The sequence below is a fragment of the Nakamurella sp. UYEF19 genome, from assembly GCF_040546275.1.
In the GTDB taxonomy this organism is placed as follows: domain Bacteria; phylum Actinomycetota; class Actinomycetes; order Mycobacteriales; family Nakamurellaceae; genus Nakamurella.
In genome coordinates this window covers 31,233-44,146 of record NZ_JBEPNO010000027.1, presented here as the reverse complement: position 1 = coordinate 44,146, position 12,914 = coordinate 31,233, and the positions used below count along the sequence as shown (strand labels likewise).

General features: G+C 68.6%; 11 protein-coding genes. 5 read left to right on the top strand and 6 right to left on the bottom strand.

The window, feature by feature from the left end; all coding sequences use genetic code 11:
* Positions 1 to 3: 3 nt before the first annotated feature.
* Positions 4 to 1,287 carry an Nramp family divalent metal transporter gene (locus tag ABIB25_RS24835; protein WP_502919898.1) on the bottom strand — a complete coding sequence of 428 codons (1,284 nt, stop codon included), beginning with the start codon at positions 1,285 to 1,287 and terminating at the stop codon, positions 4 to 6.
* A 147-nt stretch (positions 1,288 to 1,434) separates the two neighbouring features.
* On the opposite strand from ABIB25_RS24835, the gene ABIB25_RS24830 reads away from it, so the two are divergent.
* The gene (locus tag ABIB25_RS24830; protein ID WP_354531213.1) at positions 1,435 to 2,112 is read left to right on the top strand and encodes a metal-dependent transcriptional regulator; all 678 of its coding nucleotides are present in this window, start codon (positions 1,435 to 1,437) and stop codon (positions 2,110 to 2,112) included.
* A gap of 16 nt (positions 2,113 to 2,128) precedes the next feature.
* Here ABIB25_RS24830 and ABIB25_RS24825 read toward each other — a convergent pair whose 3' ends face one another.
* Positions 2,129 to 3,784, bottom strand: a complete 1,656-nt coding sequence (locus tag ABIB25_RS24825) for an FAD-binding dehydrogenase (protein ID WP_354531212.1) — start codon at positions 3,782 to 3,784, stop codon at positions 2,129 to 2,131.
* A 248-nt stretch (positions 3,785 to 4,032) separates the two neighbouring features.
* Between ABIB25_RS24825 and ABIB25_RS24820 the strand changes: the two genes are divergently transcribed.
* Positions 4,033 to 5,388 carry a GGDEF domain-containing protein gene (locus tag ABIB25_RS24820; RefSeq protein WP_354531211.1) on the top strand — a complete coding sequence of 452 codons (1,356 nt, stop codon included), beginning with the start codon at positions 4,033 to 4,035 and terminating at the stop codon, positions 5,386 to 5,388.
* Between the two features lie 81 nt (positions 5,389 to 5,469).
* Here the strand turns inward: ABIB25_RS24820 and ABIB25_RS24815 are convergent, their stop codons facing one another.
* The 3 genes from ABIB25_RS24815 to ABIB25_RS24805 are packed head-to-tail and all read right to left on the bottom strand — an operon-like array spanning position 5,470 to position 8,219.
* Positions 5,470 to 6,282 (bottom strand): amino acid ABC transporter ATP-binding protein, encoded by an 813-nt coding sequence (locus tag ABIB25_RS24815; protein ID WP_502919897.1) that lies wholly within the window; start codon positions 6,280 to 6,282, stop codon positions 5,470 to 5,472.
* The gene (locus ABIB25_RS24810; protein ID WP_354531210.1) at positions 6,279 to 7,166 is read right to left on the bottom strand and encodes an amino acid ABC transporter permease; all 888 of its coding nucleotides are present in this window, start codon (positions 7,164 to 7,166) and stop codon (positions 6,279 to 6,281) included. Before ABIB25_RS24810 ends, ABIB25_RS24815 begins: the two co-directional genes overlap by 4 nt.
* Positions 7,167 to 7,226: 60 nt before the next feature.
* Complete coding sequence (locus tag ABIB25_RS24805; RefSeq protein WP_354531209.1) at positions 7,227 to 8,219, bottom strand: ABC transporter substrate-binding protein; 993 nt, start codon at positions 8,217 to 8,219, stop codon at positions 7,227 to 7,229.
* Positions 8,220 to 8,353: 134 nt separating this feature from the next.
* Here ABIB25_RS24805 and ABIB25_RS24800 point away from each other — a divergent pair, with 134 nt between their 5' ends.
* A complete protein-coding gene (locus ABIB25_RS24800; protein WP_354531208.1) occupies positions 8,354 to 8,692 on the top strand; it encodes a GNAT family N-acetyltransferase in 339 nt (112 codons plus the stop codon).
* The gene (locus ABIB25_RS24795) at positions 8,689 to 10,107 is read left to right on the top strand and encodes an AI-2E family transporter (RefSeq protein ID WP_354531207.1); all 1,419 of its coding nucleotides are present in this window, start codon (positions 8,689 to 8,691) and stop codon (positions 10,105 to 10,107) included. The genes ABIB25_RS24800 and ABIB25_RS24795 overlap by 4 nt, the downstream gene beginning before the upstream one ends.
* A 235-nt stretch (positions 10,108 to 10,342) precedes the next feature.
* On the opposite strand, the gene ABIB25_RS24790 is transcribed toward ABIB25_RS24795, so the two are convergent.
* Entirely contained in the window at positions 10,343 to 11,152 is an 810-nt protein-coding gene (locus tag ABIB25_RS24790) for a TetR/AcrR family transcriptional regulator (RefSeq protein ID WP_354531206.1), read from the bottom strand.
* Positions 11,153 to 11,337: 185 nt separating this feature from the next.
* On the opposite strand from ABIB25_RS24790, the gene ABIB25_RS24785 reads away from it, so the two are divergent.
* Entirely contained in the window at positions 11,338 to 12,894 is a 1,557-nt protein-coding gene (locus ABIB25_RS24785; RefSeq protein ID WP_354531205.1) for an MFS transporter, read from the top strand.
* Positions 12,895 to 12,914: the final 20 nt, after the last annotated feature.

Sequence of the window (12,914 nt, the reverse complement as noted above, 5' to 3'; positions counted from 1 at the left end):
CGGTCAGCGGGCGAAGGTGTACCAGAGCAGGTAGATGTTCAGACAGACGATCAGTCCGACGATGACGGTGGCCACCACCGTCGTGGCCCGGCGGTTGACGAAGTTGCCCATCACATCGCGGCGCCTCGTGAGCAGGACCAGCGGGATCAGCGCGAACGGGATGCCGAACGACAGGAAGACCTGGGAGATCACCAGGCTGTCGGTGGTCGGCAGACCGAGGGCCAGTACGACAAGGGCCGGCAGCATGGTCAGCCCGCGCCGCAGGAACAGCGGAATCCGCTTGCGGATGAACCCCTGCATCACTACCTGTCCGGCGTAGGTGCCGACGCTCGAGGAGGACAGTCCGGACGCCAGCAGGGCGACGGCGAACGCCAGGGCGGCCGCGCCGCCGACGTACTGACCGAGCCCGGCGTGGGCCGCCTCGATGGAGTCGACGTCCGTCCGGCCGGTGGAGTGGAACAGCTTGGCCGCGATCAGCAGCATGCTCAGGTTGATCACGCCGGCCAGGCCGAGCCCGACGTAGACGTCGAGGCGGGCGAACTTCAGCAGCGTCCGGCGCTCGCCGTCATCGGTGGTCGGCACCCGGTTCTTGGTCAGTGCGGAGTGCAGGTAGACCACGTGCGGCATGACGGTCGCGCCGATGATCCCGGCCGCCAGCACCACGCTGTCCGGGCCTTCGAACTTCGGGACGAGGCCCGAGATCGCCTCGGGAACCGCCCCGCGGACCACGATGAGGTCGTAGATGAATCCGATGAAGACCAGCGCCAGCAGGGCCAGGATGGCCAGTTCGAACCGCCGGAAACCGCGTTGTTCCAGGGCGAGGATGGCGAACGCCACCACTGCCGTGATCAGACCGGCGGGCAGCAGCGGGATGCCGAAGAGCAGATTGAGCCCGACCGCCGCACCGACGAATTCGGCGAGGTCGGTGGCCATCGCGACCAGTTCAGCCTGCACCCAGAGGCCGCGGGTGACCGGACGCCGGAAGTGCTCACGGCAGAGTTCCGGCAGGTCCTTGCCGGTGACGACGCCAACCTTCGCGGAGAGGTACTGCACGAGCATGGCCATCGCGTTGGCCAGCACGATCACCCACACCAGGAGGTAGCCGTACTTCGCGCCGGCACTGAAGTTGGTGGCGAAGTTGCCGGGGTCGATGTACGCGACGGCGGCCACGAACGCCGGACCGAACAGCGCGATCCGGCCGCGGAAGCGGCCTTTGGACTGCAACTGGCCGAGTGCGCTGAGGCCGGCCCCGTCGACCGGTGTGAACGAGGATTTCGTCGTGCTCAACAGGCGCTCCCATGAGGTGGCTCGACCACAAAGTTCGGACGTACGAAACACAGTGTTGCAGAAGTGAAACATAGTTCTACGTCTCGTTCGAAGCCGGGGCCGTCTCAAATTGGTACGTCAGCGATCAAGTTGACTAATCTTCAGAACATGGAGGAGGCCGCGACGCGATCGCAGATCGTGGAGGACTACCTCAAGGCGATCTTCTCGTTGGGCGAGCGAAGCGAACCCGATTTCGAGGCCGTCACCACCTCGGCCGTCGCGGAGCGGCTGGGACTTTCGGCGTCATCGGTGTCGGGGATGCTGCGCCGGCTGGCCACCCAGGGCCTCGTCGATCACCGCCCGTACGCCGGCGTGAGCCTCACCGCGGTGGGGCTCGCCGCCGCCCTGGCGGTGGTCCGGCGGCACCGGCTGGTCGAGATGTTTCTGGTGGCGCAGCTCGGCTACAGCTGGGACGAGGTGCACGAGGAGGCGGAACTGCTCGAGCACACCATGACCGAACGTCTGGTGGAGCGCATCGACGTCGCGCTCGGTCGACCCCGGTTCGACCCGCACGGCGATCCGATCCCGGGGCCGGACGGAACGCTGCCGACCGTCGATGCCCATCGCCTGTCGACGCTGGAGTCCGGTGGCGGCGGGCAGCTGGCGCGCGTCGACGACCAGGACCCGGCGGTGCTGCGCCATCTCACCGACGTGGGCATCAGCCTCGGTCAGCACATCGAGGTGCTCGACCGGCTCCCGTTCGAGGGCCCGTACGTCATCCGGACCGACGACGGGCGCACCCACCAACTCGGGCCGGCCCTGGCCAGTGCCCTCTGGATTGCCTGACGGAAGCGCGTGGCCGTCAGATCGATTTCGCCGCCGCGCGGCCCGCCGTCCGGCCGCTGAACAGGCACCCGCCCAGGAACGTGCCCTCCAGGGCGCGGTAGCCGTGGACGCCGCCCCCACCGAACCCGGCCGCCTCGCCGGACGCGTACAGACCGGGGATCGGACCGGCGCCGTCGTTGCCGAGAACTGCGGACGACAGATCGGTCTCGAGGCCACCGAGCGACTTGCGGGTCAGGATGTGCAGCCGCACCGCGACCAGCGGACCCGCTGCCGGATCGAGGATCTCGTGCGGTTCGACGGTGCGCATGCGGCGGTCGCCGAAGTAGCGACGCGCCCCTGCGGTCGCCACCACCTGCGGGTCCTTGCCGAGGCCGGTGCGAACCTGGCCGTCCCGCAGTGCAATGGTGCGGTGCAGCTCGTCGGCGTCGATCAGCTCGTTCCCGGTGAGGGCGTTCATCTTTCCGACGAGGTCGGGCACGGTGTCTGCGGTCAGGAAGTCGACGCCGCGGTCCAGGAAGGCCTGGACGGACGGCCCGATCTTGCCGCCGGCGCGTTCGCGCAGCAGCTTCTTCACCGACCGGCCCGTCAGATCGCCGTTCTGCTCGGAGCCGGACAGGCCGATCTCGGGACCGATGGTGCGCATGCTCGTCAGGAACCAGGAGTACGGGTGGCCGGTCGAGGTGATGTGCCGGACGGTGCCGAGGGCGTCGAAGCCGGGGAACAGCGGAGTGGGCAGCCGGTGCCCGTTGGCGTCCAGCCACAGCGGGCTCGGACCGGAGAGGATGCGGATGCCGTGCAGCGGCCAGACGGGCGAGTGGTTGATGATGCCCTCGGGGTAGTGCCACATCCGGTCGCCGTTGATCAACCGGCCGCCGGCCTTCTCGGCTACCCCGAGCATCAGGCCGTCGGTGGAGGCCGGCACGCCGGCGATCATGTCGGTCGGCGGGGCGCCGAAACCGGTGGGCCAGTTCTCCCGGACCAGATCGTGGTTGCCGCCGATGCCGCCGGACGTCACGATCACGGCCCCGGCCGACAGCATGAATTCGCCGGCCACCCGACGCGAGGACTCCTCGCCGCGGCCCACCGGCGAAGGAACCAGGATCTCGCCGGCCACGCCGGTGACCCGGCGGCCGAAGGTGGTCAACTGGGTGACCCGGTGGCGGAACAACAGCGTGATGCGCCCGGTGCGGACGTGCTCCACCACCCGCCGGACGAACGGGACGAGCACGCCGGGCCCCGTCCCCCAGGTGATGTGGAATCGCGGCACGGAATTGCCGTGACCGCCCACCTGGTAGCCGCCGCGCTCGGCCCACTGGACGATCGGGAACAGGGTGATGCCCTGCGCCTTGAGCCAGGACCGCTTCTCCCCGGCGGCGAAGTCCACGTAGGCCTTCGCCCACTCGCGGGGCCAGTGGTCCTCGGGACGGTCGAAACCGGCCGAGCCCATCCAGTCCGACAGGGCGAGTTCGGCGGAGTCCCTGATGCCGAGGTGGCGTTGTTCGGGGCTGTCCACCAGGAACAGTCCGCCGAACGACCACCAGGCCTGCCCGCCGATCGAGGCGGCCGGCTCCTGGTCCAGGATGGTCACCCGCCGGCCGGCATCGGCGGCCTCGGCGGCTGCGACCAGCCCGGACAACCCCGCCCCGATGACGAGTACGTCGGTATCAGCCATGGCACAACCTCCACGTCACGGTGTCAGGGCCGGTGTTCTGGTTCGCAAAGCTAAACACGACCGGGCCCCTTCGTTACTCCTTCTGCACTGCTATCCAGCACTGTGCCACCGCCCATCCGGCCGGCGCCACACCTGGTCGGACCTACGGTCGGGTGGACGGCGGGGTGATCGGGTGAAAATCAGGACGAACGGGCCTCTCCTCGCTACTCTTGGACGAAATAGGCTGATGGGAAGGGGTGGGGGCAGAGGTGCAACGGCAGAACAACGTTTTCTCGCTCCCGCTGCGCAGCGCTCCCGGAAGCTTCCGGATGACCTTCTGGTCGATGTGGTCGGTGCAGATCGCCGGCATCGTCGCGCTGGCCTTCCTCGACCGTGCCCCTGGTATCGGGCAACTGCTGACGACGCCGGGATTCCTCGCTCTGGCCGGCCTCGTCGTCTTCGCGGACCTCTACCCGATGGTGCCCTGGCTGGCCGATGTCCGGGAGCACCGGACCTTCATCTGGTCGGCCGGTCTCTCGCTGGCGGCGATCCTGGCCTACGGTCCGTGGGCCGCGCTCCTGTTCCCGGTCAGCGGGGCGTTGTCGAACATGCGCAAGCCGGGCAGCCGATGGTGGCGGACCGGTCTGAACTCGTCGATGTTCGGTCTGCAGGGCCTGTTGGCGGCGGCGGTCTTCGTCCTCCTGCGGGGGGAACTGCAGGGCACCGGACCGTCCGTCGGGTCCGAAGCTGCTCTGCTTCCGTGGCAGACGCTGGTGCTGGGCGTCGTCATCGCCGTGGTGATGCTGGTGGCCAACGGCGTCATGCTGGTGAACGCCTCGGTCCGGCTCGGGTTGGCCTCGGCCCGATCCGAGACCGGTCGGTACTCCAGACGCGTGATGGTCTTCGCCACCAGCCTGCTGTTCTCCCCGCTGTATGCCGAGATCGCCCTCGTCGCGCCGGCGATGCTGCCGATGCTGGCCGCCGGGATCCTCGGGGTGCACCAGGTCGAGGGCTCGATGAACCGCACCATCCGCAAGGCGCGGACCGACCCGCTGACCGGCCTGGCCAACCGCTCCGCCCTCCTGTCCAGCCTGACGAGCATGCTCGCCTCGCCCCAGCGCGCCGACGTCACCGTCCTGGTGCTGGACCTGGACGGTTTCAAGGCGGTGAACGACACCTACGGTCATCCGGTCGGCGACGAGGTGCTGATCACGGTCGCCCGGCGACTGGGCGCGGCGCTGCGGCCGCCGGCCTTGGTGGCCCGCTACGGCGGCGACGAGTTCGTGGTGGTGCTGGGGCCGGGATACGTGGGCCGGAGTGTCCGTCAGTTGGTCGAGGATCTGGTGGCGGCGGTCAGCGGCCCGGTGACGGTCGGTCTGGAGGAGGTGTCGATCTCGGCGTCGATCGGCGTGGCCACCTCGACCGCGACGACCACCAGCCCGATGGAACTCATCGGGCGTGCCGATCGTGCGATGTACCGGACGAAGTCCGCCGGCCCCCGTCAGATGTCGGGGATCCAGCCGATGTGGTCGATCAGCGGGTTCGAGATCCTGGCGGGCACAGCCGCTTCCAACCTGGCCGCCCCGCGGCCGGACGACGTGCTCGACGTGGCCGGCGAGCGCTGAGCTCGTGCCGGCTGAGTTCGTGCCGGCTGAGCGGCTGCCGGCTGAGCGGCTGCCAGCCGGGACAGGTTGCAGGACAGGCGGTTACAGCCGTCCCGCATCGATGATCCGTCGCAGGAACCGTTGCGTCCGCGGGTCGACGGGGTCGGCCAGCACCTGCTCCGGCGGTCCGGCCTCGGCCACGCCGCCATCGGCCAGGAAGACCACCTGGTCGGCGACCTGACGGGCGAACCCCATCTCGTGCGTCGCCACCAGCATCGTCATGCCCTCGGCCTTGAGCTCGGTGAGCAGCCCGAGCACCTCGCCGACCAGCTCCGGATCAAGAGCGCTCGTGACCTCGTCGAACAGCATCAGCACCGGCCTGTTCACCAGGGCCCGGGCGATCGCCGCCCGCTGCTGCTGGCCGCCGGACAGGTTGTCCGGCCGGGCCCTGGCCTTGTCGGCCAGACCGACCCGCTCGAGCATCTCCATCGCGCTCGCCTCCGCCTGCGGGCGCGGGATCTGATGCACCACGCGGGACGCCAGCGTGACGTTGTCCAGCACGTTCATGTGGGGGAAGAGGTTGAACGACTGGAAGACGATGCCCACCTGCGTCCGGATCCGGTCCGCCCTGACCCGAGGATCGGTGATGTCCACGCCGTCCAACCGGATGACGCCGTCGTCGACCGTCTCGAGCAGGTTGAGGCAGCGGAGCAAGGTGGACTTGCCGGAACCCGAGGCGCCGATCAGCACCACGCAGCGGTGCTGCGGCACCGTCAGCGAGAGATCGCTCAGGATGACTTGCTCGCCGTAGCACTTGCGCAGATGTTCGATCTCCAGCAGATCGGTGGCCGGCGGCCCAAGGTCCGGCCGGCGCCAGCCAGGCTCACCCGCGACAGGTTTGCGCAGGTCCGTCATACCGTGGCCCCTGCCGTCGTCCAGCCCTGCTTCCGGGCGATCCAGTCGGTGAACCTCGTCATCGGGATGGTCAGTGCGAGGAACAGCAGACCGGCGATGACGTACGGCGTGTAGTTGTAGGTCGTCTGCGCTTCGATCTGGGCCTGCAGCACTGCGTCGTAGTACGGGGTGCCCAGGGCCGCGATCAGGGCAGTGTCCTTCTGCAGCGAGACGAGGTCGTTCAGTAGCGGCGGCATCACCCGGCGGAACGCCTGGGGCACCACCACGTGCCGCATGGTCTTGCCGTGCGACAGGCCGAGCGACCGGGCCGCCGCCCGCTGCGACGGGTGCACCGATTCGATCCCGGCCCGCATCACCTCGGCGTTGTAGGCGGTGTACGTGAGGATCAGGCCGACAGCGCCCCAGACCAGGGAGTTGCTGGGCAGCCAGCTGATCCGCAGTGCCGGAACGCCGAACCCGAGCAGGTAGAGCACCAGCAGCAGCGGTAGGCCGCGGAAGACGTCCGTGTAGATGGTGGCCGCCGCGCGGATCGGGAAGAAGACAGGTCCGCGCAGTGAGCGGGCGAGCGCGAGAAGCATGGCGAGGATCAGGATGATGACCTCGCAGACCACCATCAGGCGGACGTTGAGCCACAGCCCCTTCAGGATGCCGACGAAGACCTCGCGGCCATATTTCACGTCCAGGAACGAGGCCCGGAACCGCGGCCAGCCCTGGGTGTGCACGATCGCCCACCCGACCACGAGCACCAGGACGACGGTCGAACTGCCGGCGATCAGCGTCGACCGGCGGTTGCGCGACCGGCGGTAGGCCAGGCGTTGCAGCTGGATCTCGGACGGGGTCCAGCGGTCGCCGGAGGCAGTCGTCGTGGAGGTCGGTGTGTTCACCTTTGCCTGCGGTCTTCGGTGATGGTCGGTTCGGCAGTTCGCCGAATGGTGGGGGGCCGGCTACTTGAGGACGGGGGCGCCGGCGTTCGCGAGCCAGGTGGTCTGCAACTTCGCCAGAGTGCTATCGGCGCGGAGCGCATCGACGGCCTTGCTCGCGCAGGAGGTCAACGACGAGCCCTTGTCCAGCAGCAGCCCGAACTGGTCCGGGGTGCCGCTGCCGGCGGGCAGTTGCCCGACGATCACGCCGTTGTCCAGCTGGGCGGATGCCATGTAGAACGCCGTCGGGGTGTCCACCACGATGCCGTCCACCTGGCCATTCTTCAGCTGGGCCACGGCGGTGTCGTTGGTCTGGAAGATCGTCGCCTTGGTGCTCGGGGCGATCAGGGTGTTCAGCGCCGTCAGGCTGGTGGTGCCGATCTGCGCTCCGAGCTTGGCGCCCTTGAGGTCGGCGATGCTCTTGGCCGATGCGATGGCGGAACCCTTGGTCGTCACGACGGCCTGGGTGACGTCGTAGTAGCCGGTCGAGAAGTCGACGGCCTTGGCGCGGTCCGCGGTGATGGTGAACTCGTTGATGTCGAAGTCGAAGTCCTTCGGGGCCGGCGAGACGGCCGCGTTGAACGACTCCTTCGTCCAGATGACGTCGGCCTTGGCGTAGCCCAGCTTGGTCGCCACCGCGTAGGCGACGGCGGACTCGAAGCCCTTGCCGTTGGCCGGGGTGTTGCCGGAGAACCATGGCTCGTACGCGGGGTTGTCCGTCGCGACGGTGAGCTTGCCGCCGGTCTTGGTCTTCAACGCATCAGGCGTGCACCCGGTCAGGTCGGTCGATGCGGGGGCGGAGCCTGATGCCGAGGAGGTAGCCGACGTCGCTGCGCCGGAGGCGGGGGCGCTGGATGACACGGCGGCCGACGAGCCGGTGCTCGCCACCGGAGCGGCCGACGACGGGCTGGTCGAGCTCGCGGCCGCCGTGGTACTGGACGAGCCACAGGCCGACGCCGTCAGGGCGATCACCGCGGCAAGAGCGAAGACGATGGCCAGGGGGCGACGCTTGAACATGAATACTCCGGGCAGCTCGAGGGGACTGATCGGGGGAAGTCTACGGACCCGCACCGACATGCTTGAAAATTGAAGGACGGGGTAACCACGCGGATCACGTCCGAACCCCTCTCCGGCTGTGCCACCATCGCTGCATGGCCGAAATCGGTGACGTCCCTGGTACTCCAGCTGTGACGACTGCCAACCCAGCTGTCACGATCGAGCACCTGGCCGCCGGCTGCAGATTCCGGTTGTGCGTCGAAGGAGAAGAGGCTGTGGTGCTCGACTACGTCGACCGACCGGGCATCTGGGACATCGTGCACACCTATTCCGACCCGAGGTTTCGCGGCACCGGGGTGGCATCGACGCTGGTCCAGCGTGTTTTCGACGATGCGCGGGCGGCTGGGCGCAAGATCGTCCCCAGCTGCCCCTACATCCCGGTGTGGCTCTCCCGGCACCCGCAGGAGTCCGATCTGGTCGGTGCCGGCGGATGACGGGGCTGACACCTGCGCCGGGAGATCGACCCGACCAGTCCTTCCCGGATGATTCACCGGCGGAGGCGTCCCGCGACGCGCTCCTCGCAACGAACGCCGCACTCAGCCAGGCCCTGGACGCCGCCCTGCGGGAACTCGAGGAGGCCGAGCACGGGCTCAGCGCGCAGGAGGCCGCCGAGGACGCCGCTGCCGCTGCGGGGGACCCGATTGCCAAGCAGGCCGTCATCCAGCGACGTCGACGGGCCGGCCTCGGTGCGACGCTGTCGACGCTGACCAACCGGGTGATGGCCGAACGGACGACCCGCGCCGTCCAGGCGGCCGAGGCTGCGGCCGAGGCCAGCCGCCGGGCGGCCGACGAGATGGTCGCGAACGAGCGCCGCAAGCCGGATGCCGCGCCGCTGCACCCGTTCCGCGTCGGCTTCTTCGCCGGGCTCGGGTTGCTGCTGGCCTACGTCACCTATCTGTCCCTGGACACGTTGCGCGGGACGCTGATCGTCATCGCGGTGGCGCTGCTGCTGGCCATCGGGCTCGACCCGGCGGTCGGCGCGCTGGTCCGCCGTGGGATGCGACGCGGATGGGCGGTGGCCATCGTGTTCCTCGGGCTGGTCGCCGCGCTCGGGGGTGCCATCTATGCGATCGTCCCGCCGATCGTGACGGAGTTGTCCACCTTCGTGCAGTCGGTTCCCACCCTGATCAACAACCTCCAGCACAACGACACGATCAACAGCCTGAACGAGAAGTTCGGGTTTCTGAATGCGATCAAGAACTCCAACTTCATCCAGACCATCGGGACCGGTGCGGCGGGCAGTATCCTCACGGCGAGCGTGACGGTGGCCTCGGTTGCTGCCGACCTGTTCGTCGTCCTGGTGCTCACGCTCTTCTTCCTGGCCGGCTTCCCCAAGATCAAGTCGGCGGCCTATCGATTGGCCCCGGCCACCAAGCGGGTCCGCGTCTCGGATCTGGGCGACAAGATCCTCAAGCAGATGGGCGGCTACCTGGGCGGCGCCACCATCGTCGCGCTGCAGGCCGGGCTGGTGGCCGGAGTCTTCGCGGCGATCGTCGGCCTGCCCTACCCCTGGGCGATCGCGCTCGGGGCTGCGGTGCTCGACTTCGTCCCGGTGATCGGACCGATCACCGTCGGCATCTCGATGACGTTGCTCGGGTTCACCCAGTCCCTGACGATCGGCATCGTCGCGGCCGCCTTCTACCTCACCCAGCACCTGTTCGAGGCGTACTGGCTCTACCCGCGGGTGATGCGCCGGCAGGTCGACATCTCCACCGGCGCTGTCGTGGTGGCGCTGCTGGTGGGTGGTGGGCTCCTCGGGGTGACCGGCGCCGTCCTCGCCGTCCCCGTCGCCGCCGCGGTGCAGCTCATCGTCCGCGAGGTCGTCATGCCGATGCAGGAACGCCACTAGCTCTCTGCTCGCGACCCCCGGCCGCCGAGTTGCGCCCTGCCCGCCCGAGTTGCGCCCTGCCCGCCCGAGTTGCGCCCTGCCCGCCCGAGTTGCGCCCTGCCCGCCCGAGTTGCGCCCTGCCCGCCCGAGTTGCGGGGAGCATAAGTCCGACAAATCGGACACGAAGCGGACTTTTGATCCCCGCTCGATCGGAAATGGGGCCCCGCGGGCGCTGAATTGATCAGCGGCCGGGACCTCAGCCGTCCGCAGAACGTGCGAGGCGGCGCTGCACGCGGGCCTCGATGCCGTCCAGCACGCTCTGCAGGCCGAAGGCGAACTCGTCGTTCGCGAAGTCGTCCTCGTCGTCGCTCAGGGCTCCGGACTGCAAGGCCTCGTGGAGGTGCGGCAGGTCGTTCTCCGGGATGAGCGCGAGCAGTCGCTCGGCCCAGAGTGCGCCGCCGTCGCCCGAGCCGGCTCCGGACCCTGCCTCGCCGGAGCCAACCTTGCCGGTGCCCGGCTCGGCGGCGCCGGCGCTGAGCTGCAGGGACAGCTGCATCTGGCCTCGGACGTAGACGTCAACGAGCAGGAGTGCGGAGAGCTTCTCCTGCACGGACAGTGGAGTGTCGACCATGGCCGCCAGGCCGATCTCCATCCAACCGATCTGATTGGGTCCGAGGGGTGGTTCGGTGAAACGGATGTCCAGGATCCAGGGGTGAGCGGTGATGATCGCCCGGTTGGCGGCCGCCCAGGCGGCAAGTTGCGCTCGCCAGTCAGGGGCGGCGTCGAGTGTTCCCGGCGGGCCGTAGGCGCGGTCCATGATCAGTGCCGTCACCTCGGACTTCGCCTGCACGTAGCGGTACAGCGCCATCGTGGTGAACCCGACCTCGGCGGCCAGTCGGCGCATCGAGACGGCTGAAAGTCCTTCGTTATCAGCGATTCTCACGCCGGCATCGGCAATCGTCGTGAGGTCGGCACCGCGTTTCGGCCCGGGTCGCCCGGCCTCCTCGCCGTGCCAGAGCAGCCTGAGGTAGAGCGGGATCCCGGCGTCGCCGGCCGCCTCCGTCATGCCCTCACCTGCCCTCTCCCGTCCGGCAATGCTGTGCAGTCGGGCGACCGGTTGCTGCCCGGCATCGCGACCGGGTCACGGTAACCCGGAGGGACCGCGAAGTTAACTGTTTACAACGTACTCGGATCGCCCTAGAGTCTGCGTACAGCGTCCACAGTGTGTGGCGTACACAGATCGGAGGCAACATGGTCACGCAGGCATCAGGACCGGTGTCCGGGCCGGTTGAACAACGAGCGGGCCGGAAGGAATGGATCGGGTTCGCGGTACTGGCGCTACCGCTGCTACTGGTCTCGATGGACGTCTCGGTGCTGTACTTCGCCGTCCCGTTCCTCAGTCGGGATCTGGCCCCGACGGCCACCCAGCAACTCTGGATCTTCGACGTCTACGGCTTCGTCCTGGCCGGACTGCTGTTGACGATGGGTTCGCTCGGCGACCGGATCGGTCGGCGCAGACTTCTCCTGATCGGCGCGATCGGCTTCAGCCTGGCGTCACTGGGCGCCGCCTATTCCCAGAGCGCGCCGATGTTGATCGCGGCCAGGGCCGTGCTGGGGATCGCCGGCGCGACCCTGATGCCCAGCACGCTCGGCCTGATCCGCAACATGTTCCACGACGCCGGGCAACGCTCGAAGGCGATCGCCCTCTGGACCGGGGTGATGACGGGCGGTATCGCGCTCGGTCCGGTGCTGTCCGGCCTTCTGCTGGAACACTTCTGGTGGGGCTCGGTCTTCCTGATCAACCTACCGGCGATGCTTCTCCTGCTGATTCTGGGACCGATGCTGTTGCCGGAGCACCGATCCGCCCATCCCGGACGGTTCGACCTCCCCAGCGCTGCGCTCTCGTTGCTGACCGTCCTGCCGGCGATCTACGGGATCAAGGAATGGGCCGCGCAGGGTTTCTCCTGGAAGTGGTTGGGGTGCATCGTCTTCGGCCTGGCGGTCGGCGCCCTGTTTCTGGTGCGTCAGCGACGTACCCCGGATCCGATGCTCGATCTCGGCCTGTTCCGGGGCCGGCAGTTCGGCGGCTCCATCCTGGTGAACACCGTCGCGATGTTCGCGCTGGTTGGCAACGCCGTCTTCATGACGCAGTTCCTGCAGTCCGTTCTCGGCTTGACGCCGCTCGTCGCCGCGCTGTGGAGCCTCGCGCCGTCGGTGCTGGTGGGTGCCGCCGCTCCCGTGGGAGCGGTGCTGGGGCAGCGGTTCGACCGCGCCTCCGTCATGGCAGGCGGATTCCTGGTGGCGGCCGGCGGGTTCGGACTGATCACCGCGGTGACACCGCATTCGCCGCTGATGCTGCTCCTGCTCGGGGCCGGGTTGCTGGCCGGCGGTCTGGTGGTGGTGATGACACTGGTCACCGAGATAGCCATGGGCGCAATGGATCCGGCGAGAGCTGGGTCGGCCTCGGCTGTCCTGGAGACGGGCAGCGAATTCGGTGGAGCCCTGGGGATCGCCGTGCTGGGCAGCATCGGGGCGGCGATCTACCGTGCCCACCTGGCGCTACCGGGCGGACTGTCTGCCAGGGCCATCGGCCAGGCGCACGAAACCCTTGCCGACGCCGGTGTTGTCGCATCGAGCCTGGACCGGAGTGCAGGCGAAGCAGTCCTTCTCGGCGCACGAGAGGCCTTCACCGCAGGCATGCACGGCGTGTCGGTGGTGGGTGCAGCAGTACTCGTCGGAGCAGCCGTGTGTTGTGTCGCGCTGTTGCGACACGCGGCGGTGGATACCCGTGCTCCATCGGAGGTCTGAAGCGCTGGATCGGGAGTCTG

Coding starts and splice junctions, on each gene's coding strand:
- ABIB25_RS24830 (WP_354531213.1), top strand. CDS start 1,435: ATGGAGGAGGCCGCGACGCGATCGCAGATCGTGGAGGACTACCTCAAG.
- ABIB25_RS24825 (WP_354531212.1), bottom strand. CDS start 3,784: ATGGCTGATACCGACGTACTCGTCATCGGGGCGGGGTTGTCCGGGCTG.
- ABIB25_RS24815 (WP_502919897.1), bottom strand. CDS start 6,282: ATGACGGACCTGCGCAAACCTGTCGCGGGTGAGCCTGGCTGGCGCCGG.
- ABIB25_RS24805 (WP_354531209.1), bottom strand. CDS start 8,219: ATGTTCAAGCGTCGCCCCCTGGCCATCGTCTTCGCTCTTGCCGCGGTG.
- ABIB25_RS24800 (WP_354531208.1), top strand. CDS start 8,354: ATGGCCGAAATCGGTGACGTCCCTGGTACTCCAGCTGTGACGACTGCC.
- ABIB25_RS24795 (WP_354531207.1), top strand. CDS start 8,689: ATGACGGGGCTGACACCTGCGCCGGGAGATCGACCCGACCAGTCCTTC.
- ABIB25_RS24790 (WP_354531206.1), bottom strand. CDS start 11,152: ATGACGGAGGCGGCCGGCGACGCCGGGATCCCGCTCTACCTCAGGCTG.
- ABIB25_RS24785 (WP_354531205.1), top strand. CDS start 11,338: ATGGTCACGCAGGCATCAGGACCGGTGTCCGGGCCGGTTGAACAACGA.